Raw genomic sequence first — 25329 nt, 5'->3', positions numbered from 1 at the left:
TACAAGGTGAGGTCAAGCGCAGGGTTCTGCGCGCACTCCCCTTATGGCTGTGGAAAAACGCTCGGTTCGGCTTGCACCAAAGCAAAGCGTGGCACCTGTTCGCCGTCAACCTCGACCGACTCCAGGAACATGCTCAAGGGACGCACCCAAAAGCCGTAATCGCCATACAGGGCTTGGTAGAAGACCACTTCCTCTTCGGTTTCCGAATGCCGCGCAACAGCGAATACGCGGTACTGCGGACCTTTGTAATGTTCGTAGAGCCCAGGTTGTATCGGCATGTTTTGGCCCTCACTGAAATTTTTTCAAAATAAAAACAAAATAAATCCGGAAAAACAAAAACCGGGGCACTTGGCCCCGGCTTCCATCAGCGAAACGCTTAAACGCGTTCGAAGACGGTGGAGATGCCTTGGCCGAGACCAATGCACATGGTGGCTACCCCGAAGGTACCGCCATTCTGCTTCATCACGTTCAGCAAAGTGCCGGAGATACGGGCACCGGAGCAACCGAACGGGTGACCCAGGGCGATCGCGCCGCCGTGCAGGTTAACCTTCTCGTTCATCTTGTCGAGCACTTTCAAATCTTTCAGCACTGGCAGCGCCTGTGCGGCGAAAGCTTCGTTGAGCTCGAAGAAGTCGATATCGTTGATACCAAGACCCGCGCGCTTCAGTGCTTTCTGCGTTGCCGGTACTGGACCATAGCCCATGATCGCCGGGTCCACACCTGCCACTGCCATCGAACGGATCACCGCCATTGGCTGGATACCCAGGTCTTGGGCACGCTGCGCCGACATCACGATCATGCACGAAGCACCGTCGGTGATCTGCGACGAAGTACCGGCTGTCACGGTGCCGCCCTTCGGGTTAAACGCTGGCTTCAGAGCCGCCAGGCTTTCCAGGGTGGTTTCCGGACGAATGGTTTCGTCGTAGTCGAACAGTTTCAGGAAACCGTTCTCGTCGTAGCCCTGCATCGGGATGATTTCGTCTTTGAACTTGCCTTCCAGAGTCGCCTTGTGGGCGAGCTGGTGGGAGCGCACGCCAAAGGCGTCCTGTTGTTCGCGAGTAATGCCGTGCATTTTGCCGAGCATTTCCGCGGTCAGGCCCATCATGCCCGAGGCTTTCGCCGCATACAGGGACATGTGCGGGTTCGGATCGACACCGTGCATCATGCTCACGTGGCCCATATGCTCGACGCCACCAACCACGAACACGTCACCGTTACCGGTCATGATCGCTTGCGCAGCGGTGTGCAGAGCACTCATCGACGAGCCACACAGACGGCTGACGGTCTGGCCGGCCGCGGTGTGAGGGATCTGCGTCATCAGGGACGCCATGCGGGCGATGTTCCAGCCCTGCTCCAGGGTCTGGTTCACACAGCCCCAGATCACGTCTTCAACTTCGCTCGGGTCGACCTTGACGTTGCGTTCCAGCAATTTGCTGATCAGGTGCGCCGACATGTCTTCGGCGCGGGTGTTGCGGTGCATGCCGCCCTTGGAGCGGCCCATCGGCGTACGACCGAAGTCGACAATCACGACGTCTCTAGGATTCAAGCTCATATACTTTCACTCTCGCTCTAGTGTGGGCGCTTAACCGAAGAAGCTCTGACCGTTCTTGGCCATTGCACGCAGCTTCGCGGTCGGGTGGTACAGCGCGCCCAAATCAGCGTACTGGTCAGCCAGGGCAACGAACTCTGCAACACCGATCGAATCGATGTAGCGCAGCGCACCGCCACGGAATGGAGGGAAACCAATACCGTAGACCAGACCCATGTCGGCTTCGGCGGCGGTTTCGACGATGCCGTCTTCCAGGCAACGCACGGTTTCCAGGCACAGCGGGATCATCATCCAGTTGATGATGTCTTCGTCAGTGACTTCGCGCTGTTCGAACACGATTGGCTTGAGCACTTCCAGTACCGAAGGATCGGCGACTTTCTTCTGCTTGCCGCGCTTGTCGGTCTCGTAGGCGTAGAAGCCTTTGCCATTCTTCTGGCCCAGGCGCTTGGCTTCATAGAGCACGTCGACGGCCGAACGGCGGTCGTCTTTCATGCGATCCGGGAAGCCTTCAGCCATAACGTCACGACCGTGGTGACCGGTGTCGATGCCGACCACATCCATCAGGTAGGCCGGGCCCATCGGCCAGCCGAATTTTTCCATGACCTTGTCGATGCGCACGAAGTCCACGCCGGCGCTGACCAGTTTGGCGAAACCGCCGAAGTACGGGAACAGCACGCGGTTGACCAGGAAGCCCGGGCAGTCATTGACGACGATCGGGTTCTTGCCCATTTTCTTGGCGTAGGCAACGGTGGTGGCAACGGCCACTTCGCTGGACTTCTCGCCACGGATCACTTCAACCAGCGGCATCATGTGTACCGGGTTGAAGAAGTGCATGCCGACGAAGTTTTCCGGACGCTTGAGGGCTTTGGCCAGCAAGGTGATGGAAATGGTCGAAGTGTTGGACGCGAGGATGGTGTCCTCTTTGACCTTGTCTTCAACTTCGGCCAGAACGGCTTGCTTGACCTTCGGGTTCTCGACAACGGCTTCGACGACCAGGTCGACGTGACCGAAATCGCCGTAGGACAGGGTCGGACGAATGCCATTGAGCACTTCGGCCATTTTTGCCGGCGTCATGCGACCTTTATCAACGCGGCCCACCAGCAGCTTGGCGGCCTCGGCCAGACCTTGCTCGATGCCGTGCTCGTTGATGTCTTTCATCAGGATCGGCGTACCTTTGGAGGCCGACTGATAAGCGATACCGCCACCCATGATGCCGGCGCCCAATACGGCGGCCTGCTTCACGTCTTTGGCGATTTCGTCGTAGGCCTTGGCCTTTTTCTTCAGCTCCTGATCGTTCAGGAACAGACCGATCAAGCTCTGCGCGGCAGAGGTCTTGGCCAGTTTGACGAAACCGGTGGCTTCGACTTCCAGCGCCTTGTCGCGACCGAAGTTCGCGGCTTTCTGGATGGTCTTGATCGCTTCGACCGGTGCCGGATAGTTCGGGCCTGCTTGACCGGCCACGAAACCTTTGGCGGTTTCGAACGACATCATTTGTTCGATGGCGTTGAGCTTGAGCTTTTCGAGCTTCGGCTGACGCTTGGCCTTGTAGTCAAATTCGCCAGAGATGGCGCCCTTGAGCAGGTTCAGAGCCGCTTCCTGCAATTTCTCCGGAGCGACCACGGCGTCGACAGCACCGACTTTCAACGCGTCTTCAGCGCGGTTTTCCTTACCGGCGGCAATCCACTCGATAGCGTTGTCAGCCCCGATGATGCGCGGCAAACGCACAGTACCGCCGAAGCCTGGGTAGATGCCCAGCTTGACTTCCGGCAGACCGATTTTGGCGGTATTGGCCATGACGCGGAAATCTGCCGCCAGGCACATTTCCAGACCGCCACCCAGTGCGATGCCATTGATCGCGGCGACAGTCGGGACGTTGAGGTCTTCGAAATCGCTGAAAATCTTGTTGGCTTCGAGGTTGCCAGCAACAAGCTCTGCATCCGGCAGCTTGAAGTTGTCGACGAATTCGGTGATGTCGGCGCCGACGATGAACACGTCCTTGCCACTGCTGACGATCACACCCTTGATCGAAGCATCTGCCTTGATGGTGTCTACAGCCTGACGCAGTTCGTTCAGGGTAAGACGGTTGAACTTGTTGACGGACTCACCCTTGAGGTCGAATTTCAATTCGACGATGCCACTTTCAAGAGCCTTAACCGTGATGGCTTTACCTTCGTAAATCATCAACTGATCTCCACGATATGGAAGCTGAACAGTACACGTCGGACGCAGGCGACTGGCTCGGCAAGGACGTTTATCGTCGATGCTACGCCAATTCACCCGGCACACCCGCCAACGCGATAGTCGGGATTCTGTAGGAGCGCTCTGTAATACAAACGCTCAATTCATACGCCCGTTTGATTTGGGTATGTCACCTTCACGGAATTTCCGGCAATTGTCAATCGCCCAAAATACTGGTTGAAACGCGACTTTCCGGTCACTTCCGTACCACGAAGCCCTGCAACACGCTGATGCATGTGAGGCCATTCATAGAATCAATAGTTAGAAAAGTCGCCCTAATTAGCGGCAGCCTGTGTTTAACAAGCTACGCTGGCGGGACCCTGAAGAAAAAAGTTTGAACGCTTTGACGAATGCCCAGCGTAAGATCAGCGCACAAAGAATTACCGGCCTGCCTGGCCAACCTCAGCCCGATGATGATGTCGGGCTTTTTATTGCCTCTGTAGCAGCTGCCGAGCCTGCGAGGCTGCGTTCGGCTGCGAAGCAGTCGTAAATCAGGCGCCGCGGTACATCAGGCTGATTGCGTGCTCAGGGTTTACGACGACTTCGCAGCCTCGCAGGCTCGGCAGCTGCTACAGGTCGGGTTTCAGGCGAGTGCTTTGAGCGTGGCATCGATCTGTTGCAGAACCTCGGCCTCGCCCTTCTCGCCCCAATACAGGGCAATCATTTGCTTGTCTGCCTCGACCTTGTAGACGTTGGCAGGCAATTTTTCGAAATGATTCAGCAGCATCCCATCCTCACAGACCTCCTGCCACTGATTGACCCACACGCCCGGCGCCTTCTGCCAATAACTCCAGCACGCCGGTCGCGTGCCACGGCGCGGCCGATGGTACTGGGCGCAAGGGCTCGGTGGCTCCTCGTTCAGCCAGTGCGGCCACTCCTGGGGCGCCAGCTGCATGGCCAGGCCAATGCGTCGCGCCTCCATACGCAGGGCCATGCGCCCGCTCTGAGTACGAGAGGGTCGCAACCAGGCCAGCGGGCTCAAGACCACCAGCAGGATTGACACCACTATCCAGACCGTCATATGTGTACTCCCGATTCTTGATGAGCCCATTGAGTCACTTTGAAACCAATGCGCTTGAAACCAGCCATACTTACCAATATTGCAATCCTCAGGAGGAGCACCTCATGCCCTACCACCACATTCTGGTCGCTGTAGACCTAACGGAAGAGTGCGATCCTGTCATCCACCGAGCTCGCGAGCTCTCGGTGAGCAATGGCGCAAAGCTGTCCCTGGTGCATATTGTCGAACCGATGGCGATGGCCTTTGGCGGCGACGTGCCGATGGACCTTTCCCAGTTGCAACAGCAACAGTTCGATCAGGCCAAGGAGCGCCTTGAGCGATTGATCGTGAAATACCCGGAACTCTCCAAGGAATACAGTCACTTGACCTACGGCCAGCCGCGCCAGGAGATTCACCACCTCGCCAAGGAGCAAACGTGCGACCTGATCGTGGTGGGCAGTCATGGCCGACATGGTCTGGCACTGTTGCTCGGCTCCACCGCCAATGACGTACTGCACGGTGCGCCTTGCGATGTGCTGGCGGTGCGCCTGATCAAAAGCTGATAACACGGAACAACAATGTGGGAGCGGGCTTGCTCGCGAAAGCGGCGTGACAGTCGACATCTTTATTGAATGTTAAGCAGCTTTCGCGAGCAAGCCCGCTCCCACAGTGAATCTATGTCGGTCAGTAGACCGCCTTCCATACGAAAAGCCCGGCATTCACGTGAGTGAAGCCGGGCTTTTTTATCGCCGGATCAATCAGGCATCCAGCTCGGCCCAGCGCTCGACCATCACGTCGAGTTCAGCCTGCAACTGCTCAAGCTGAGCGATCACCGCAGCTGTCTCGGCAACAGGACGCTGATAGAAGCCGGCATCCGCCATCTGCGCTTCAACCACCACGATCTGTTGCTCCATGGCTTCGATCTGACTTGGCAACATTTCCAGCTCACGTTGCAACTTGTAGCTGAGCTTCTTCTTTGCCACCGGCGCCTCTACTGCCGCAGCGACTGGCACTGGTTCAGCAGTGACGACAGCCGAGTTCAGGTCGGCCTTGCCGGACTTGCTCTCGGTCACGCCCAACAGTCGCGGCGAGCCGCCCTGACGCAGCCAGTCCTGATAACCACCGACGTATTCGCGAACCTTGCCTTCGCCTTCGAAGACCAGGGTGCTGGTGACCACGTTGTCGAGGAATGCCCGGTCGTGGCTGACCATCAGCACGGTGCCGTTGAAGGTCAGCAAGACCTCTTCCAGCAGCTCGAGGGTTTCCACGTCCAGGTCGTTGGTCGGTTCGTCGAGTACCAGCAGGTTCGCTGGCTTGCTGAACAGTTTGGCCAGCAACAGACGGGCACGCTCACCACCGGACAGCGCCTTGACCGGCGTGCGGGCACGCTGCGGGCTGAACAGGAAGTCGCCGAGGTAGCTCAGCACGTGGCGGCTCTGACCATCGATATCGATGAAATCGCGACCTTCGGCCACGTTGTCGATCACGGTTTTTTCCAGGTCCAACTGATGGCGCAACTGGTCGAAGTAGGCCACGTCGATGCGCGTCCCCTCTTCCACCTTGCCGCTGGTCGGTTGCAGACCGCTGAGCATCAGTTTCAGCAACGTGGTCTTGCCGGTACCGTTGGCGCCGAGCAGGCCGATACGGTCGCCGCGCGTCAGGACCATCGAGAAATCCTTGATCAGGAACGGGCCACCCGGGTGAGCGAAGCTCACGTTCTCGAGGACCATCACCTGCTTGCCGGACTTGTCGGCGGTATCCAGCTGAATATTGGCCTTACCGGTGCGTTCACGACGCTCGCTGCGTTCGACGCGCAGGGCTTTCAATGCGCGAACACGGCCTTCGTTACGGGTGCGACGAGCCTTGATGCCCTGGCGGATCCAGACTTCTTCCTGGGCCAGTTTCTTGTCGAACAGCGCATTGGCGGTTTCTTCAGCAGCCAGAGTCGCCTCTTTGTGCACGAGGAAACTGGCGTAGTCGCCGTTCCAGTCGATCAGGCCGCCACGATCCAGTTCCAGGATGCGGGTCGCGAGGTTTTGCAGGAAGGAACGGTCGTGCGTGATGAACAGCACGGCGCCCTGGAAATCCTTCAGCGCTTCTTCGAGCCAGGCAATGGCGCCGATGTCCAGGTGGTTGGTCGGTTCGTCGAGCAGCAGCAGATCCGGTTCGGAAACCAGGGCCTGAGCCAGCAGGACGCGGCGACGCCAGCCGCCGGACAATTCGGCGAGGGTCTTGTCGGCCGGCAGTTGCAAACGGCTCAAGGTGCTGTCGACCAATTGCTGCAAACGCCAGCCGTCGCGGGCTTCGAGGTCATGCTGGACATGCATCAGTTTGTCCAGATCGGCGTCGGTGACGATGTTCTGGCTCAGGTGGTGATACTGGGCGAGCAGCTCGCCGACACCGTCCAGGCCTTCGGCAACCACGTCGAACACGGTCCGCTCGTCGGCTACCGGCAATTCTTGGGGCAATTCGCCAATCTTTAGGCCAGGTGCGCGCCAAACAGAGCCGTCATCAGGCTTCTGGTCGCCCTTGACGAGCTTCATCATGCTGGACTTGCCAGTGCCGTTGCGGCCGATGATGCACACCCGCTCACCACGGGCGATCTGCCAGGACACCTTGTCCAACAACGGCATAGCGCCGAAAGCAAGGGACACATCGCTGAATTTGAGCAGGGTCATGAGCTTCTCCAAAAACCGGGCGCGCATTCTACCTGACTTGAGGCTTCAGAAGGCCGGCAATTTCAATGTCGAAGCACTCTGCACAACAATTGTTGCGAACTTGTGCCGACAGCTCGGCAAAGCTTTCGCCCGCTGCTGGCAAAAGGCTAAGCTACAGATAATTCAGTGCCGCTCTCGTCGGCACTTGTCATGATTTCTCTGCCCGGACGTCTCATGCGCAGTCGCCTTTTCAATCTTTTTTCGTGTTTGCTTCTTACAGCCGCTGCCGCTCAATCCGCCCAGGCGGTGGACCTGTCCACCCAACGCCAGTATTACGATGAAGCCAAGCGTGCCTTGGCCAAAGGCGATTCCGGCCCTTATTTCCGTTATAGCCAGGCCCTGCGCGATTATCCGCTGGAGCCCTATCTGGCATATGACGAATTGACCGCGCGTCTGAAAACCGCGAGCAACGCCGAAATCGAGAAATTCCTCGCTGAACACGGTGACCTGCCCCAAGCCAACTGGATGAAGTTGCGCTGGCTGCGCTGGCTGGCCGAACGCGGCGACTGGGCAACCTTCGTCAAATATTATGACCCCAAACTCAATTTCACCGAACTGGACTGCCTGAACGCGCAGTATCAGATCAGCCATAACCGCAAGGCCGAAGGCTACGCCAACGCCGATAAACTCTGGCTGACCGGCAAAACCCAACCCGACGCTTGCGATGGTGTGTTCGGCATGTGGGCCGCCGAGGGTCAACTGACTGAGCAGAAACGCTGGGAACGCACCAAGCTCGCCGCCCAGGCACGCAACTATCCGCTGGCCAACAGCCTGATCAATGGCCTGACAACACTCGCCCCACGCGGTCGACTGCTGGTGGATGTGGCGCAGAATCCCGAGTTGCTCAATCAGCCGTCGCGCTTCACCCCGGCGGATGAACCGATGTCCGACATCGTCAGCCTCGGCCTGCGCCGTCTGGCTCGTCAGGATCCGGACAAGGCCATGGCCCTGCTCGACGGTTACGCCAACAGCATGCACTTCTCCCGTGACGAAAAAGTCGCGATTGCGCGGGAAATCGGGCTGACCCTTGCTCGTCGTTTCGACGGCCGCGCGCTGGACGTAATGACCAAATACGACCCGGAACTACGGGACAACACCGTTTCCGAATGGCGTTTGCGCCTGCTGTTGCGCCTGGCCCGTTGGGAAGATGCCTATGAGCTGACCCGTCGCCTGCCTCAGGACCTGGCCACCACCAACCGCTGGCGTTACTGGCAGGCTCGCAGCCTGGAGCTGGCGCAGCCACAGAATCCGCAAGCGCAGACGCTTTACAAGGGCCTGGCTCGCGAGCGCGACTTCTACGGTTTCCTGGCGGCCGATCGCTCTCAATCCCCTTATTCGCTGAACAACAAACCGCTGGTGCTCAGCCAGGCGCTGATCAACAAGGTGCGCAATACCCCGGGCGTGCGACGCGCCCTGGAATTCCATGCCCGCGGGCAGATTGTCGACGGTCGTCGCGAGTGGTACCACGTCAGCCGGCACTTCAGCCGTGACGAAATGGTCGCCCAGGCGAAACTGGCTTACGACCTGAAGTGGTATTTCCCGGCGATCCGCACCATCAGTCAGGCGAAGTACTGGGACGACCTGGATATCCGCTTCCCGATGGCCCACCGCGAAACCCTGGTCCGTGAAGCCAAGGTCCGTGGCCTGCACTCGAGCTGGGTATTCGCCATCACCCGCCAGGAAAGCGCCTTCATGGCCGATGCGCGCTCCGGCGTCGGCGCCAGCGGCCTGATGCAACTGATGCCCGGCACCGCCAAGGAAACCGCGCGCAAGTTCAGCATTCCCCTCGCTTCGCCGCAGCAAGTGTTCGATCCGGACAAGAACATTCAGCTCGGCGCCGCTTACCTGAGCCAGGTCCACAGCCAGTTCAACGGCAACCGCGTCCTCGCCTCCGCCGCCTACAACGCCGGCCCCGGCCGCGTACGGCAATGGCTGCGTGGCGCCGATCACCTGAGCTTCGATGTGTGGGTGGAAAGCATTCCGTTCGACGAAACCCGCCAATATGTGCAAAACGTGCTGTCGTACTCGGTGATCTACGGCCAGAAGCTCAACTCACCACAACCGTTGGTGGATTGGCATGAGCGGTATTTTGACGATCAATAAGCGGTAATGCCGGATATGCCGGATAAGTGTAGGAGCCATAGCTCCTACACAGTTCCTACAGGTGAAGATCGGTTTCAACCTTGCCGTCATTGAACTGCAACGCCGCCAGCCGTGCATACAGTGCATTACTTGCAATCAACTCCTGATGCGTCCCCACCGCCACCAGTTTCCCCTGATCCATCACCGCGATCCTGTCGGCGTTTTTCACCGTGGCCAGTCGGTGGGCAATGACCAGTGTGGTGCGATTTTTCATCAGGCTGGGCAGGGCTTGCTGGATCAGGTGCTCGCTCTGGGCGTCGAGGGCGCTGGTGGCTTCGTCCAGCAGCAGGATCGGCGCGTCCACCAGCAGCGCCCGGGCGATGGCCAGGCGCTGGCGTTGCCCGCCGGATAAACCGAGACCCGCGTCGCCGAGGTGAGTCTGGTAGCCGTTGGGCATTTGCTCGATGAAGTCGTGGGCGTAGGCGATTTTCGCGGCTTCCTGGACCTGGGCCAAAGTCGCCGTCGGGCGGCCGTAGCGAATGTTCTCTTCGATGCTGCCGAAGAATAGCGCCGGGGATTGCGAGACGAGGGCGAAGCAGCGACGCAGGTCCAGAGGGTCGAGCTGGGTCAGCGGCACGTCGTCCAGCAGGATGTGTCCTTCGATGGGGTCGTAAAAGCGCAACAACAGGTCATACACAGTCGACTTGCCAGCGCCGGACGGCCCGACCAATGCAAGGGTTTCGCCGGCGTTGATCGTCAGATTAAGGCCATCGACAGCATAGCTTTGCGGACGCGACGGGTAGGAAAAGCGCACATCTTGTAGCACCAGATCGCCCTTCACCCGTTCAGGCAACGTCACCAGCCCCTGGGTCGGTGGCTGGATGATGTTTTCCGAACGCAACAACTCGGCAATCCGTTCCGCCGCCCCTGCTGCACGCTGCAGTTCGCCGATCACTTCACTCAGTGTGCCGAAGGCACCGCCGACGATCAGGCTGTAAAAGACGAACGCTGCCAACTCACCCGCGGAAATCCGCCCGGCGATGACATCCATGCCGCCGACCCAGAGCATCACCCCGACCGCGCCCAACACCAACAGGATCACCAGGGTAATCAGCCAGGCGCGCTGGAAAATGCGCTTGCGGGCAGTGTTGAAAGCCTCTTCCACCGTCGTGGCAAAACGCTGCTCGTCCTGAACCTGATGGTTGTAGGCCTGCACGGTTTTGATCTGGCTCAGGGTTTCGGAGACATAGCTGCCGATATCGGCAATCCGGTCCTGGCTCAGACGCGACAGGGTGCGCACCCGGCGACCAAAAATCAGGATCGGCGCGACCACCAGCGGCAACGCGACCACCACGATGCTGGTGAGTTTGGGGTTGGTGATAAACAGCAAGACAATCCCGCCGATCACCATCAGCCCGTTACGCAGGAACAGCGACAGCGAAGAGCCGATCACCGATTGCAGCAGCGTGGTGTCGGCGGTCAGCCGCGACTGGATTTCGGAGCTGCGGTTATCTTCATAGAACCCCGGGTGCAGGTAAACCAGATGATTGAATACCCGTCGGCGGATGTCGGCGACAACGCGCTCGCCGATCCAGGACACCAGGTAAAACCGTGCAAAGGTGCCAATCGCCAGACCGACCACCAGCAGCATGAACACGCCGATGGATCGGTTGAGCAAATGCGGCGACTGGGTCATGAAACCCTGATCCACCAACAGGCGAATCCCCTGCCCCATGGACAAGGTGATGCCGGCAGTGACGATCAGCGCCAGCAAGGCACCCAAAGCCGGCCAACGATAAGGCGCGAGGAAACGGCTGGCCAGACGAATGGCGCGGCGGTGACGGGAAGAGAGCATGAAGATCATCCGATGGCGCAACCAATGGTTTTAACTCGACCAAGCCTACACCGGTCAATGGGGTTGAACGCTGTAAATCATAATGAGTCAGGTTAATTATGACCGCCAAGACTAGTGGCTAGAGATTATTGGTCTAAAGTCCGGGTGGAAACATCAGGGTATTTCTGATGGACTGAGGATGCCGACCTGAAGATCGCAGGGAGTTGTCACAGCCCGGTCACCTGGCGGTTCTACAGTAAGCACACAACCTGAAGAGGAGACAGGCCATGTCCTTGCAAAACAGCAGCGATGACAAGATTCCAGTGATCCGCACGCAGCCAGACCAGTCTCTGGGTTGCTCGATTATTGATAAGGATGGGCGCGAAGTACCGATCACTGAAAACATGATCCAGGACGCTTGCCGCGAACTGGAAAAGCGATTGGTCAAGCCTGCCGAACAAGAGTGATATAGCCACCGTCTTCTTGACCCGGCTCTTTTAGCCGGGTTTTTTATGGGTGTTTATCGAAGAATTGCGGTGCCGCCATTCGCGAGCAAGCCCGCTCCCACATTTGATCTCTGCCGTACACAACACGTGTGTTCGCTGAAGATCAAATGTGGGAGCGGGCTTGCTCGCGAAAGGGCCAACTCGGTCTCTTATAGAACCGAAGCACCCAACGCCGCCACGATCCGCTGCAACGCCGGCGAATCCCCCTCGATTCGCACCTTCAACCCATCGATCTCACGCCGCAGCGGATAATGCTTGCGCAGTGCATCGAACGCCGCACGCTGCTCGCTCACATGACCTACAAGGCTGCGACGGAAATTCGCATCGTCACGGCGCGGGTCGTACACGCCACGGCACAACATCGCCAGCGCCCAGGCCGGATCGCTGTCGGCGTTCAACGTCACCGCCGACAACCATGGTGCCGGCAGCAAATCGTTCAGGCGGACCTGTTCCGGTTGCCCAAGGAACTCGCAAAGCGCCTGATAGATCTGCGCCGTCCCGCGCTGTCTGCCGTCGAGGCTGTAACCGGCAATGTGCGGTGTCGCCAGCACACACAACTCGGCCAATGCCACATCGACCTCAGGTTCCCCCTCCCAGACATCCAGCACCGCTTGCAGGTCTTCACGCTCCAACAGCACCTGGCGCAAGGCGGTATTGTCGATGACCGGGCCACGACTGGCGTTGATCAGCCAGGCGCCGGGCTTGAGTTGGTTCAAGCGGTTTTTATCGAACAGATGCCAGGTCGACTGAGGGCCTTGCTTGTCCAGCGGAGTGTGCAGACTGATGACGTCGCATTGCTCGATGATCTGCTCGAGGCTGACATAATCGCCCCCTTCGGCCGCTTGCCTTGGGGGATCGCAGACCAGCACGTTCCAGCCCAGACCTTGCAAAACCTTGACCAGCCGCCCGCCCACTTCACCGGCGCCGACCACACCGTAGGTGCGTTGAGTCAGGTCGGCACCTTCGATTTCGGCCAGGGTCAGCAGGCTGCCCAGCACGTAATCGACCACACCCCGGGCATTGCAGCCTGGCGCGCTGGACCAGGTAATGCCGGCCTGTCGGAAGTAATCCAGATCCAGGTGATCGGTGCCGATGGTGCACGTGCCGACAAAGCGCACCTTGCTGCCTTCGAGCAATGCGCGGTTGACGTTGGTCACCGAGCGCACCAACAGCACATCGGCCTGCTCGACAGTGGCGCGGTCGATGGCACGTCCCGGCACCCGGCGGATTTCACCGAAACCTGCGAAGAAGGCATCGAGTAGCGGGATATTTTCGTCGGCAACAATCAGCATGGCAGGCTCCTTTGGCGGATCGGCAGTTTAGGCGCAGATGAGGGTGTGGGCCAGCGGGCATTGTTCACCTTCAATGTGAAGGGACCACTCATCCTGTGGGAGCGGGCTTGCTCGCGAAAGCGGCGTGTCAGGCAACATTGATGTCAACTGACACTCCCCCTTCGCGAGCAAGCCCGCTCCCACAGGGGATATCGCAACGTCCGAAAACCATTTACAAATCCCTAACACAGGACTTTTCCTGACCACTGCGTCAAGGCGTAGAATGCGCCGTCTCGCGCATCAAAATCTTTTGGACGTTTCGCCTTGAATTCCGTGACTGACCGCCCCGCCGCTATTTCTCTCAACCGCCCGGCCCGGGTTCGCCTGGAGCTGAAAAACCTGCTTGGCCTGGCGTTGCCGATCATGATCGCGCAACTGGCGACCACCGCCATGGGCTTCGTCGATGCGGTAATGGCCGGTCGTGTCGGGCCTCGAGATCTGGCGGCCGTCGCGCTGGGCAACTCGATCTGGGTGCCGGTGTTTCTGCTGATGACCGGCACACTGCTGGCCACTACCCCGAAAGTCGCCCAACGCTTCGGCGCCGGCACCCACAGCGAGATTGGCCCGATCGTGCGTCAGGCCCTGTGGCTGGCGCTGGTGGTGGGCTTGATGGCGACCGGCATGCTGTTCAGCGCCGAACCGATCCTGCATATCATGAAGGTCGACCCCGAATTGATCGGCCCGTGCATGCAGTATCTGCACGGCATCGCCAGCGGTTTGCCTGCCGTCGCGGTCTATCACGTGCTGCGCTGTTTCAGCGATGGTCTGGGGCGCACCCGCCCGGCCATGGTCCTTGGCCTGTGCGGGCTGGCGCTGAATATTCCACTCAATTACATCTTCATCTACGGCCACTTCGGTGTGCCGGCCATGGGCGGTGTCGGCTGCGGGTGGGCCACGGCGATCGTGATGTGGGTGATGGCGCTAGGCATGGCCGGCTGGGAGCGCTGGGCGCCGGCCTATCAGTCGAGTGAGTTGTTCATCCGTTTCGACTGGCCGCAGTGGTCGGTGATCAAGCGTTTGTTGAGCATCGGCCTGCCAATCGGCATCGCGGTGTTCGCCGAGTCGAGCATCTTCGCCGTGATCGCCCTGCTGATCGGCAGCCTCGGCGCCACCGTGGTCGCCGGGCACCAGATTGCGCTGAACTTCAGCTCGCTGGTGTTCATGATCCCCTACTCCCTGGGCATGGCCGTGACCGTGCGTGTCGGCCAGGCACTGGGCCGTGAGGAACCACGCGAAGCCCGCTTCGCCGCCGGTGTCGGCATGGGCACTGCCCTGGCTTATGCGTGCTTGTCGGCGAGCCTGATGCTATTGCTGCGTGAACCCATCGCTGCGATTTACACCGCCGACCCGACGGTGATTCAGGTGGCCGCGATGTTGATCGTGTATTCGGCGCTGTTCCAGTTTTCCGATGCGATCCAGGTGACGGCGGCGGGCGCATTGCGCGGCTATCAGGACACGCGGGTGACGATGATCCTGACACTGTTCGCGTACTGGGGAATCGGTTTACCGGTGGGTTACGCCCTGGGCCTGACCAACTGGCTCGGCGCGCCGAGTGGCCCGAGCGGGCTGTGGCAGGGTTTGATCGTCGGCTTGAGTTGCGCAGCGCTGATGCTGTCGATCCGCCTGACGCGCAGTGCACGCAAGCGGATCCGCATCAGTCGTTCGGCGGGTTAAGCGAGCGCAAAAAAGGGCCGGCAGATGCAGGTAATGCCAGTCAGTTAAGGTGCGAAACCTGTGGGAGCGGGCTTGCTCGCGAAAGCGGTGTATCAGGCGACATCAATGTTGACTGTGCTGCCGTCTTCGCGAGCAAGCCCGCTCCCACAGGGATTCGGGCTTAACTGACTGCCATTGTGCATATGCAGGCTCTTTTTTTGGCCCGTTAAGCGAGTTTCTTGCGGATCCAGTAGAGGTAGGTGCCTGCTTCTTCGTGCTGCGCGACCAGTTCGTGGTCGAGAAACACGCAAAACTTGGGAATGTCGCGACGGGTCGACGGGTCGGTGGCGATCACCTTCAGCAGGCCGCCAGGCACCAGGTCACGGATGTGCTGGTGCAGCATCATCACCGGTTCCGGGCAATTGAGGCCGGTGGCGTCGAGGGTGCCGTCTACCGGCGTATCGATCATTTCACTCATGATTTACTCCTGAAACTTGCCGGCATTGTCGCGCATTGCCGGGTGTTCGGTCATCTATGGCAGAACGCCGCCCCCCGTAGGAGCGAGGCTTGCCCGCGAAGGCCGCGCTGCGGTGTATCTATGGGACCGCGCTGCAGCCTTCGCGGGCAAGCCTCGCTCCTACAGGGGGTGTAGCTTAACGGGACTTGGGTTTCTTCACGTCCAATCGGCGAAGATGGCAGGTCACTTCTTCACGGTCGTGATACAGCTGCTTACAGCCGATCTCGACCCGAATACCTCGTGCTTTGAACCCGTCGGCAATACGTTCCAGCAAGCGCTTCACTTCGGCATAGCGCTGTTTCATCGGCAGCTTGAGGTTGACCACCGCTTCGCGGCAATGCCCCTCGCCAATCCACTCTTCCAGCATTGCCGCGTTGCGCGCAGGTTTCTCGACGATGTCGCAGACCATCCAGTCGACCGGTTGCTTGGGCTTGAAGGTGAAACCGTCAGCCATCAGATGCTGCACCAAACCGGTGTCCATCAGGCTTTCGGCCATCGGGCCGTTGTCTATGGCGGTCACCAACATGCCGCGATTGACCAGTTGCCAGGTCCAGCCACCGGGTGCAGCGCCGAGGTCGACACCGGTCATGTCACTGTGCAAGCGCTCGTCCCACTGGTCGCGGGGAATGAAATGGTGCCAGGCTTCTTCCAGCTTGAGGGTCGAACGGCTCGGCGCTTCACGCGGGAATTTAAGGCGTGGAATGCCCATTGGCCACATCGCCGAATTGTTCGATTCCGCCAGGCCCATGAACACTTCGCGACCACTTTTGAAGGTCAGCAACAACCGCGGTTTGTTGGCGTCTTCCACCAGTTTGCCAGCGGCCATCAGCGCCTTGCGCAGGTGGCCTTCGAACTTCTTGCAGAAGTTCGACAGTTCCTTGCCATCGTTGGTGTCGACCATTTCCAGCCACAGGCTGCCGCACAGCGGGAAGTCCGCCATGTGCGCAAGGATCACGCTGATGCGATCGGTTTCCGGCAGATCGATGAAGATCCCGCGAGCCCACTGGCGAGGGAAGATCAGATCGGCGAAACGCTGGCCACGCATCAGGCGCTCGGCGCCGTCTTCTTCGGTGCAGATAAATTCGGCGCAGGCGCTGGCGGTTTTGGCCTTGGCATAACCGGCCACGTTCAGCCGCGCGGCATGTTCGGAAATCTCGGAACAGACTTCGCTTTCGAAGCCCGGCCGGCAATGCATAAAGAGGGTGTTCATTCTTACTCCTGGGCAGTTGGCGAAGAATTCAGCCACTGCGCGATGCCCAGACTTGCGTTGAAGCAAAGCCTGTCACGAAAACCGGCGCATGATAGCCGAGATCGGAACCTTGGACTTGCCCGTAGAGTCCAGTTATTAGCCTTAACGTATAAACAGGGCTAGGTTTAGAGCTCTGTCCTTCCCGTCAGTCCGTAGCCGTGCGGATTTAAAGGAGTCATTTCAATGCCATCCCTCGATAGCCTGAAAACCCTTAAAACCTTACAAGTCGACGACAAGACCTATCACTATTTCAGCCTGCCCGAAGCCGCCAAAAGCCTGGGCGATCTGGACAAGCTGCCGATGTCGTTGAAAGTGCTTCTGGAAAACCTGCTGCGCTGGGAGGACGAGAAAACCGTCACCGGCGCTGATCTCAAGGCGATTGCCGCCTGGCTCAAGGAGCGCCGCTCCGATCGCGAAATCCAGTACCGGCCCGCGCGGGTATTGATGCAGGACTTTACCGGCGTCCCCGCCGTGGTCGACCTGGCCGCCATGCGTGCTGCGATGGCCAAGGCCGGTGGCGACCCGCAGCGAATCAATCCGCTGTCGCCGGTGGACCTGGTGATCGACCACTCGGTGATGGTCGACAAATACGCCAGTGCAAGCGCCTTCGAACAAAACGTCGACATCGAAATGCAGCGCAACCACGAGCGTTATGCCTTTCTGCGCTGGGGTCAGAGCGCCTTTAACAATTTCAGCGTGGTGCCACCGGGCACCGGCATTTGCCACCAGGTCAACCTCGAGTATCTGGGCCGCACGGTCTGGACCAAGGACGAGGACGGGCGCACCTATGCCTTCCCGGACACTTTGGTCGGCACCGATTCCCATACCACCATGATCAACGGTCTCGGCGTGCTCGGCTGGGGCGTCGGCGGGATCGAAGCGGAAGCAGCGATGCTCGGCCAACCGGTGTCGATGCTGATTCCGGAAGTGATAGGTTTCAAACTCACCGGCAAACTCAAGGAAGGCATTACCGCCACCGACCTGGTGCTGACGGTCACCCAGATGCTGCGCAAGAAAGGTGTGGTGGGGAAATTTGTCGAGTTCTACGGCGACGGTCTCGCCGATTTGCCGCTGGCCGATCGCGCGACCATCGCCAACATGGCCCCGGAATATGGCGCCACCTGCGGTTTCTTCCCGGTGGACGAGGTGACACTGGAGTACTTGCGTTTGTCCGGTCGCACTCCGCAAACCGTGAAACTGGTGGAGGCCTATAGCAAGATCCAGGGCCTGTGGCGCCTGCCCGGCAAGGAGCCGGTGTTCACCGACAGCCTGGCCCTGGACATGGGCAGCGTCGAAGCCAGCCTCGCCGGGCCGAAACGTCCTCAGGACCGTGTCTCGTTACCGAATGTCGCGCAAGCGTTCACTGACTTTCTCGGCCTGCAGTTCAAACCCTCCAGCAAGGAAGAAGGTCGCCTCGAAAGTGAGGGTGGCGGTGGCGTCGCGGTGGGTAACGCTGATCTGGTCGGCGAAGCGGATTACCACCACGAAGGGAGTACTTATCGGCTGAAAAACGGTGCGGTGGTGATCGCCGCCATCACGTCCTGCACCAACACCTCCAACCCCAGCGTGATGATGGCGGCCGGGCTGGTGGCGAAAAAAGCCGTGGAGAAAGGCCTGAAGCGCAAACCGTGGGTCAAGAGCTCGCTGGCTCCCGGTTCGAAAGTGGTCACCGACTACTACAAGGCTGCAGGTCTGACCCAATACCTTGATCAGCTCGGTTTTGCCCTAGTCGGTTATGGCTGCACCACCTGCATCGGCAACTCCGGGCCGTTGCCGGAGCCGATCGAAAAAGCCATTCAGAAAGCCGACCTGACTGTCGCCTCGGTGCTCTCGGGCAACCGCAACTTCGAAGGTCGCGTGCATCCGCTGGTAAAAACCAACTGGCTGGCCTCCCCGCCTCTGGTCGTCGCCTATGCATTGGCTGGCACGGTGCGCATCGACATCAGCAGCGAGCCATTGGGTAACGACAAGGACGGCCAGCCGGTTTATCTGCGAGACATTTGGCCGAGCACTAAAGAAATCGCCGACGCGGTAACTCAGGTAAACACCGCGATGTTCCACAAGGAGTACGCCGAAGTGTTTGCCGGCGACGAACAGTGGCAGGCGATCGAAGTGCCGCAGGCGGCGACTTATGTGTGGGACAACGATTCAACGTATATCCAGCATCCGCCCTTCTTCGATGACATCGGCGGCCCTGCGCCGGTGGTCAAGGACGTCGAAGGGGCGAAAGTCCTCGCGTTGCTTGGCGATTCAGTGACCACCGACCACATTTCCCCGGCCGGTAACATCAAGGCGGACAGCCCTGCCGGCCAGTACCTGCGCGAGCAAGGGGTGGAACCGCGTGACTTCAACTCCTACGGCTCCCGTCGCGGTAACCATCAAGTGATGATGCGCGGCACCTTCGCCAACATCCGCATTCGCAACGAGATGCTTGGCGGCGAAGAAGGCGGCAACACGATTTATATTCCGACCGGGGAGAAGCTGCCGATCTACGACGCGGCCATGCGGTACCAGGCGTCGGGGACACCGCTGGTGGTGATCGCCGGGCAAGAATACGGCACAGGCTCGAGCCGCGACTGGGCAGCCAAGGGCACCAATCTGCTGGGCGTGAAAGCAGTCATCGCCGAGAGCTTCGAGCGAATTCACCGTTCCAACCTGGTCGGCATGGGTGTGTTGCCGTTGCAGTTCAAGCTGGATCAGAACCGCAAGAGCCTGAACCTCACCGGCAAGGAAACCGTGGACATCCTTGGCCTGACCGGCGTCGAACTGACTCCGCGGATGAACCTGACCCTGGTTGTCTCCCGTGAAGACGGCAGCAAGGAAAAGATTGAGGTGTTGTGCCGGATCGATACCCTCAACGAGGTGGAGTACTTCAAGGCCGGGGGGATTTTGCATTACGTGTTGCGGCAATTGATTGCCTCGTAACAGCCTGCTGATAAAACACCGCCTTCGGGCGGTGTTTTTGTTTACGTGGTGTGCGTCTCTATAATCGCCCCGCTCATTGAATCGGCGTCGTTCACCCTTTTTGTGTCCGGCCGAGATCCCTTGTGGGAGCGGGCTTGCTCGCGAAAGCGGCGTAGCAGTCAACATTGATGTTGGATGTGATGGCCTCTTCGCGAGCAAGCCCGCTCCCACAGGGGGACCGAGGCACATTGCAGAATCTCTGAAACAAGGACTTAACATGATCGCTCTGCCATGGACTTATCTGGCACTTCTCTCCATTGGCTACGGCCTGGCTTTGATCTACGGCCATCTCGGCTGGCTCGCTGCTATCTCTTTCGCGCTGCTGCTGATTGCCGGTTTCGCCGTTCGCCAACAACAGATCCCCATTGGCCGCTACCTCGGCCACGGCTTGTTCATCGTCCTGGCGGTAGCGCTGGCAATGCACTGGCTTCCCGGCTTCTTCAACGGTCGCGCGATTGATCCCCAGCGTTTCACCGACGATGCCGTGCCGTTTGCGATGTACCTGAATCAGGACAAACCGCTGATCGGTTTCTGGCTGTTGCTGATTTGCCCATGGATTGTCGGCCGGCGCTCGTTGCGGCTGTCCGTTTATGCCACCGCCCTCGCCCTGACCGTAAGTGCCGTGCTGGCCTTGGGTGGCGCGCTGTTGCTGGGCGTGATCAGTTGGGCACCGAAGTGGCCGGATCAGGCCTGGTTGTGGGTGTTGAACAATCTGCTACTGGTGACGCTGGTGGAGGAAGCGTTGTTTCGCGGCTACATCCAAGGCGGTCTGAGCCGGCAGTTCAAACACCTGTCTTACGGCGACAACCTCGCGTTATTGCTCGCCTCAATGCTGTTCGGCCTCGCTCATCTGGGTGCCGGTTGGCAATGGGTGTTGTTGGCGGGCCTCGCGGGGGTCGGTTATGGCCTGGCCTACCGTTTCGGCGGATTGGGCGCGGCCATCGCCACCCACTTTGGTTTGAATCTGCTGCATTTCGGGCTGTTCACTTATCCGATGCTCGCTGGCTGACGCAATGGTCGTTTTGCGACGCGTCACTGATTTATGAAAAAAACACTTCAATAAATGCCTGACGATGCCGACAACCTCTCAAAGCCTTGCGGATTGAAAAAGCCATGCGTAACAACCAGCCCATTACCCAACGCGAACGGACCTTCCCGGCTCAGCAACGGTTGATTTCCACCACCGATGCCAAGGGCGTGATCACCTACTGCAACGACGCTTTCGTCGACATCAGCGGGTTTTCTCGTGAGGAACTGCTCCGTGCACCGCATAACCTGGTCCGTCACCCCGACGTCCCGGCTGCGGTGTTCGCGCACATGTGGGGCACACTGAAACAAGGCTTGCCATGGATGGGCATTGTCAAGAATCGCTGCAAGACCGGTGACCACTACTGGGTTAACGCCTATGTCACACCGGTGTTCGACGGCAATCAGCTGGTCGGTTACGAGTCGGTGCGGGTCAAACCCACCGCCGAGCAGATCCGCCGTGCCGAAGCGCTCTACCAACGCATCAACCAGGGCAAGTCAGCCATTCCTCAAAGCGACAAATGGCTGCCGGTGCTTCAGGACTGGCTGCCGTTCATTCTGGTCAGCCAGTTGAGCTTCATGATCGGCGCCACTCTGACGTCTCAATGGGGCTTCGCCCTCGCCGCCGGCCTTTCGGTGCCGTTGGGCTTGATGGGCTTGAGCTGGCAACAGCGCGGTATCAAGCGTTTGCTGCGCCTGGCCGAGCAGACCACGTCCGACCCGCTGATCGCGCAGATGTATACCGACAGCCGTGGCGCCCAGGCGCGTCTGGAGATGTCGATCCTCAGCCAGGAAGCACGCCTGAAAACCTGCCTGACCCGCCTGCAGGACACCGCCGAACACCTGACCGAGCAAGCGAAACAATCCGACACCCTGGCGCACAACAGCTCCACCGGCCTGGAACGTCAACGCGTGGAAACCGAGCAAGTGGCGACCGCTGTGAATCAGATGGCGGCCACCACTCAGGAAGTCGCCAGCCACGTGCAGCGCACTGCTGACGCCACTCAGGAAGCCAATCGCCTGACCGGTCGCGGTCGCGACATCGCCGGGGAAACCCGCGAAGCCATTCAACGCCTGTCGGTGGTGGTCGGTGAAACCGGCCTGACGGTCACGCAACTGGCCAAGGACAGCGACGAAATCGGCGGCGTGGTCGATGTGATCAAAGGCATCGCCGACCAGACCAACCTGCTGGCCTTGAACGCTGCGATTGAAGCCGCGCGTGCCGGCGAGATGGGCCGTGGTTTTGCGGTGGTGGCCGACGAAGTGCGTCAGCTGGCACAACGCACCAGCGAATCCACCGGGCAGATTCACGCGCTGATCGCCAAGCTGCAGCAAACCGCCAGCACCGCGGTGCAAACGATGGAAGCCGGGCATCGCCAGGCCGAAGAAGGTGTGGCGCGGGTATTGGAAGCGGATCAGGCGCTGGTGGGCATCAGCGAAGCGGTGGCCAACATCACTGACATGACCACCCAGATCGCTGCCGCCACCGAAGAGCAAAGTGCAGTGGCCGAAGAAATCAGCCGCAACATCAGCAACATCTCGCAATTGGCTGACCAGACCTCGGAACAGGCACAGCACTCGGCGCTATTGAGCGAAGAACTGACCAAGACCGCGAATACCCAGTATTCGTTGGTGGAGCGGTTTAACCGCTGATTGCTGCGGGAAAGACAAAAACCCGGAAGGTGAAAGCTTCCGGGGTTTTTGTTGCCTGGCAGATCGCTTTCGCGGGCAAGCCTCGCTCCTACAGGTCATGCGTCGATCATGCGAGCACTGATTACCTGTAGGAGCGAGGCTTGCCCGCGAAGAGGCCCTGAATGCAGGCGAAAATCTCACTGAAGAAACGCAGCCACCTTCCCCGCCGCAGCCGCCAAATGCTGCTCATGACTAAACCCCGAAGCCTTCAACGGCTTCAAATCATGATCCGCTGCCTCCAGCCAGATCACCTCGATTCCCGGCGCCAACTCATACCCTTCGACCGCAGCCCGATTACCCAGCGCATCGCGCTCACCCTGCACAATCAACGTACGAGTCTTCAGCGCCGCCAAATGCTCGACCCGCGGTTTTTCCGGTTTGCCGACGGCGTAAAACGGGTACCCCAGGCACACCAGCGCATCCGCTCCCAACTCATCGGCCAACAAACTCGCCATCCGCCCGCCCATGGACTTGCCGCCAATGGCCAGGCGTCCAGCGACATGGCGTCGCACCACGGCATACACCTCACGCCAGCATTCCTGCAATTTGGGCGCCGGGTTCGGGGGACGTTTACCGCCATCAATACGCCGCTGCGCCATGTAGGGAAACTCGAAACGCAACACGTTGACCCCATGCGCGGCAAGGCGCTCAGCCATGTCGCTCATCCAGCCGCTGTCCATCGGCGCACCGGCGCCGTGAGCGAGAATCAGCGTCGCCGAGGCCGGCGCCGTGGCGGCATTCCACAACCATCCATGATCTCGCACACACTGCGCCCATTGATCCCCGTCAATACTGGCCTTGTGCTCTTTGTCCATGCTTGCCTCGCTTTTAGTCTGCCTATAACTCCAGGCGAAGGGAGCGTCTGCCGTGCGGCTTACTCGCAAAGGCAGGCCCTCACTTCGGCTGAACCGTGGATGGGGAACCATGAACACTTCTATCAGTACCGCCTACAACTACAAGGTGGTCCGCCAATTCGCCATTATGACGGTGGTGTGGGGCATCGTCGGCATGGGGCTCGGGGTTTTTCTCGCCGCCCAATTGGTCTGGCCTGAACTCAACTTCAACCTGCCGTGGACCAGCTTCGGCCGTCTGCGCCCGCTGCACACTAACGCGGTGATCTTCGCCTTCGGCGGTTGCGCCCTGTTCGCCAGTTCGTTTTATTCGGTACAACGCACCTGCCAGACCCGATTGTTCGCGCCGAAAATCGCCGCGTTCTGCTTCTGGGGCTGGCAACTGGTGATCTTGCTGGCGGCCATCAGCCTGCCACTGGGTTACACCAGTTCCAAGGAATACGCCGAACTGGAATGGCCGATCGACATCCTGATCACCATCGTCTGGGTGGCTTATGCCGTGGTGTTCTTCGGCACGATCATGCAGCGCAAGACCAAACACATTTATGTCGGTAACTGGTTCTTCGGTGGCTTCATCATCACCGTGGCGATCCTGCATATCGTCAACAACCTGGAATTGCCGGTGAGTTTCACCAAGTCCTACTCGCTGTACGCCGGTGCGACCGACGCCATGGTGCAGTGGTGGTACGGACACAACGCCGTAGGCTTTTTCCTCACCGCCGGTTTCCTCGGGATGATGTACTACTTCGTGCCGAAACAGGCCGAGCGTCCGGTGTATTCCTATCGCTTGTCGATCGTGCACTTCTGGGCGCTGATCACCCTGTACATCTGGGCCGGCCCGCACCACTTGCACTACACCGCGCTGCCGGACTGGGCGCAATCGTTGGGCATGGTGATGTCGCTGATCCTGTTGGCACCGAGCTGGGGCGGGATGATCAACGGCATGATGACGCTGTCGGGCGCCTGGCATAAGTTGCGCAGCGACCCGATCCTGCGCTTCCTCGTGGTGTCGCTGGCGTTCTACGGCATGTCGACCTTCGAAGGGCCGATGATGGCGATCAAAACCGTGAACGCCCTCTCCCACTACACCGACTGGACCATCGGCCACGTTCACGCCGGCGCCCTCGGTTGGGTAGCGATGATCTCCATTGGCGCGCTGTACCACATGATCCCGAAAATCTTCGGCCGCACACAGATGCACAGCATCGGCCTGATCAACGCGCACTTCTGGCTCGCCACCATCGGCACCGTGTTGTACATCGCTTCGATGTGGGTCAACGGCATCGCCCAGGGCCTCATGTGGCGCGCTGTCAACGAAGACGGCACGCTGACCTACTCCTTCGTCGAAACCCTGGTGGCCAGCCACCCAGGCTTCGTCGTGCGTCTGGTAGGCGGTGCGATTTTCTTCAGCGGCATGTTGCTGATGGCCTACAACACCTGGCGCACCGTGCGGGCCTCGCAGCCTGCCGAAGCCGCCGCTGCCGCGCAGATCGCCTGAGGAGGCCGCCATGAAACACGAAACAATCGAGAAAAACGTCGGCCTGCTGATGTTGCTGATGGTGCTGGCCGTGAGCATCGGCGGCCTGACCCAGATCGTCCCGCTGTTCTTCCAGGACGTGACCAATAAACCGGTGGAAGGCATGAAGCCCTACACCGCGCTGCAACTGGAAGGTCGTGACATCTACATCCGCGAAGGCTGCGTCGGTTGCCATTCGCAGATGATCCGTCCGTTCCGCGCCGAGACCGAACGCTACGGCCACTACTCGGTGGCCGGTGAAAGCGTCTGGGATCACCCGTTCCTGTGGGGCTCGAAACGTACCGGCCCGGACCTCGCCCGGGTCGGTGGTCGCTACTCCGAAGACTGGCACCGCGCGCACTTGTACAACCCGCGCAACGTGGTGCCTGAATCGAAGATGCCGGCCTACCCGTGGCTGGTGGACAACAAGGTAGATAGCAGCCACACCGAAACCAAGATCCGCGCCATGCGCACCCTCGGCGTGCCGTACACCGATGAAGACATCACAGGTTCAGTCGCCTCACTCCAGGGCAAAACCGAAATGGACGCATTGGTCGCTTACCTGCAAGTGCTCGGCACATCCATCAAGAGCAAGAGGTGAGCC

The 25329-nt window shown here is 59.6% G+C and carries 19 protein-coding genes; 9 read left to right on the top strand and 10 right to left on the bottom strand.

The genetic code is table 11. The features are described 5' to 3' along the window. Positions 1–41: 41 nt before the first annotated feature. The 4 genes from KW837_RS02340 to KW837_RS02325 form a co-directional block, all read right to left on the bottom strand. The gene (locus KW837_RS02340) at positions 42–278 is read right to left on the bottom strand and encodes a DUF1653 domain-containing protein (protein WP_007907781.1); all 237 of its coding nucleotides are present in this window, start codon (positions 276–278) and stop codon (positions 42–44) included. A gap of 98 nt (positions 279–376) precedes the next feature. After that, complete coding sequence (gene fadA, locus KW837_RS02335; RefSeq protein WP_008007076.1) at positions 377–1552, bottom strand: acetyl-CoA C-acyltransferase FadA; 1176 nt, start codon at positions 1550–1552, stop codon at positions 377–379. Between the two features lie 30 nt (positions 1553–1582). Further along, complete coding sequence (fadB, locus tag KW837_RS02330) at positions 1583–3730, bottom strand: fatty acid oxidation complex subunit alpha FadB (RefSeq protein ID WP_218394365.1); 2148 nt, start codon at positions 3728–3730, stop codon at positions 1583–1585. A gap of 640 nt (positions 3731–4370) precedes the next feature. Then, on the bottom strand, positions 4371–4808 hold the full coding sequence (locus tag KW837_RS02325) for a hypothetical protein (protein ID WP_123496483.1): 438 nt from the start codon (positions 4806–4808) through the stop codon (positions 4371–4373). A 104-nt stretch (positions 4809–4912) separates the two neighbouring features. Here KW837_RS02325 and KW837_RS02320 point away from each other — a divergent pair, with 104 nt between their 5' ends. Then, the gene (locus tag KW837_RS02320) at positions 4913–5350 is read left to right on the top strand and encodes a universal stress protein (RefSeq protein WP_030128421.1); all 438 of its coding nucleotides are present in this window, start codon (positions 4913–4915) and stop codon (positions 5348–5350) included. A gap of 195 nt (positions 5351–5545) precedes the next feature. On the opposite strand, the gene KW837_RS02315 is transcribed toward KW837_RS02320, so the two are convergent. Next, positions 5546–7465: an ATP-binding cassette domain-containing protein gene (locus KW837_RS02315; RefSeq protein ID WP_218394364.1), complete on the bottom strand. Its 1920-nt coding sequence runs from the start codon at positions 7463–7465 to the stop codon at positions 5546–5548. A gap of 213 nt (positions 7466–7678) precedes the next feature. On the opposite strand from KW837_RS02315, the gene KW837_RS02310 reads away from it, so the two are divergent. Further along, positions 7679–9607: a transglycosylase SLT domain-containing protein gene (locus KW837_RS02310; RefSeq protein ID WP_218394363.1), complete on the top strand. Its 1929-nt coding sequence runs from the start codon at positions 7679–7681 to the stop codon at positions 9605–9607. Between the two features lie 55 nt (positions 9608–9662). On the opposite strand, the gene KW837_RS02305 is transcribed toward KW837_RS02310, so the two are convergent. Next, positions 9663–11450 (bottom strand): ABC transporter transmembrane domain-containing protein, encoded by a 1788-nt coding sequence (locus KW837_RS02305; protein WP_218394362.1) that lies wholly within the window; start codon positions 11448–11450, stop codon positions 9663–9665. A gap of 257 nt (positions 11451–11707) precedes the next feature. Between KW837_RS02305 and KW837_RS02300 the strand changes: the two genes are divergently transcribed. Next, a complete protein-coding gene (locus KW837_RS02300) occupies positions 11708–11887 on the top strand; it encodes a PA1571 family protein (protein WP_095634240.1) in 180 nt (59 codons plus the stop codon). Positions 11888–12075: 188 nt separating this feature from the next. Here the strand turns inward: KW837_RS02300 and pdxB are convergent, their stop codons facing one another. Continuing rightward, positions 12076–13218, bottom strand: a complete 1143-nt coding sequence (pdxB, locus tag KW837_RS02295; protein ID WP_192342550.1) for a 4-phosphoerythronate dehydrogenase PdxB — start codon at positions 13216–13218, stop codon at positions 12076–12078. A gap of 303 nt (positions 13219–13521) precedes the next feature. Here pdxB and KW837_RS02290 point away from each other — a divergent pair, with 303 nt between their 5' ends. Then, positions 13522–14931: an MATE family efflux transporter gene (locus tag KW837_RS02290; RefSeq protein WP_218394361.1), complete on the top strand. Its 1410-nt coding sequence runs from the start codon at positions 13522–13524 to the stop codon at positions 14929–14931. 205 nt (positions 14932–15136) lie between these two features. On the opposite strand, the gene tusA is transcribed toward KW837_RS02290, so the two are convergent. Together tusA and rlmM are read right to left on the bottom strand one after the other, a co-directional pair. Further along, positions 15137–15388: a sulfurtransferase TusA gene (gene tusA / locus KW837_RS02285; protein WP_007907805.1), complete on the bottom strand. Its 252-nt coding sequence runs from the start codon at positions 15386–15388 to the stop codon at positions 15137–15139. 175 nt (positions 15389–15563) lie between these two features. Beyond that, complete coding sequence (gene rlmM / locus KW837_RS02280; RefSeq protein WP_123496472.1) at positions 15564–16637, bottom strand: 23S rRNA (cytidine(2498)-2'-O)-methyltransferase RlmM; 1074 nt, start codon at positions 16635–16637, stop codon at positions 15564–15566. Positions 16638–16859: 222 nt separating this feature from the next. On the opposite strand from rlmM, the gene acnA reads away from it, so the two are divergent. The 3 genes from acnA to KW837_RS02265 all read left to right on the top strand — a co-directional run bounded on the left by acnA (position 16860) and on the right by KW837_RS02265 (position 22319). Further along, entirely contained in the window at positions 16860–19601 is a 2742-nt protein-coding gene (gene acnA, locus KW837_RS02275) for an aconitate hydratase AcnA (protein WP_218394360.1), read from the top strand. 256 nt (positions 19602–19857) lie between these two features. Further along, on the top strand, positions 19858–20649 hold the full coding sequence (locus tag KW837_RS02270) for a CPBP family intramembrane glutamic endopeptidase (protein ID WP_192342546.1): 792 nt from the start codon (positions 19858–19860) through the stop codon (positions 20647–20649). A gap of 104 nt (positions 20650–20753) precedes the next feature. Continuing rightward, positions 20754–22319 carry a PAS domain-containing methyl-accepting chemotaxis protein gene (locus KW837_RS02265; RefSeq protein WP_218394359.1) on the top strand — a complete coding sequence of 522 codons (1566 nt, stop codon included), beginning with the start codon at positions 20754–20756 and terminating at the stop codon, positions 22317–22319. Between the two features lie 176 nt (positions 22320–22495). Here KW837_RS02265 and KW837_RS02260 read toward each other — a convergent pair whose 3' ends face one another. Next, a complete protein-coding gene (locus tag KW837_RS02260) occupies positions 22496–23173 on the bottom strand; it encodes an alpha/beta family hydrolase (RefSeq protein ID WP_218394358.1) in 678 nt (225 codons plus the stop codon). Between the two features lie 109 nt (positions 23174–23282). Between KW837_RS02260 and ccoN the strand changes: the two genes are divergently transcribed. Together ccoN and ccoO are read left to right on the top strand one after the other, a co-directional pair. Further along, entirely contained in the window at positions 23283–24707 is a 1425-nt protein-coding gene (gene ccoN / locus KW837_RS02255; RefSeq protein ID WP_074875101.1) for a cytochrome-c oxidase, cbb3-type subunit I, read from the top strand. A gap of 10 nt (positions 24708–24717) precedes the next feature. Beyond that, positions 24718–25326 (top strand): cytochrome-c oxidase, cbb3-type subunit II, encoded by a 609-nt coding sequence (gene ccoO, locus KW837_RS02250; RefSeq protein WP_074875099.1) that lies wholly within the window; start codon positions 24718–24720, stop codon positions 25324–25326. The last annotated feature ends 3 nt before the right edge of the window (positions 25327–25329 follow it).

The organism is Pseudomonas sp. PDM24 (assembly GCF_019218905.1).
Taxonomy (GTDB): Bacteria; Pseudomonadota; Gammaproteobacteria; order Pseudomonadales; family Pseudomonadaceae; genus Aquipseudomonas.
Note: the sequence above shows the minus strand (reverse complement) of the source record. Positions and strands in the feature narration are given on the sequence as shown.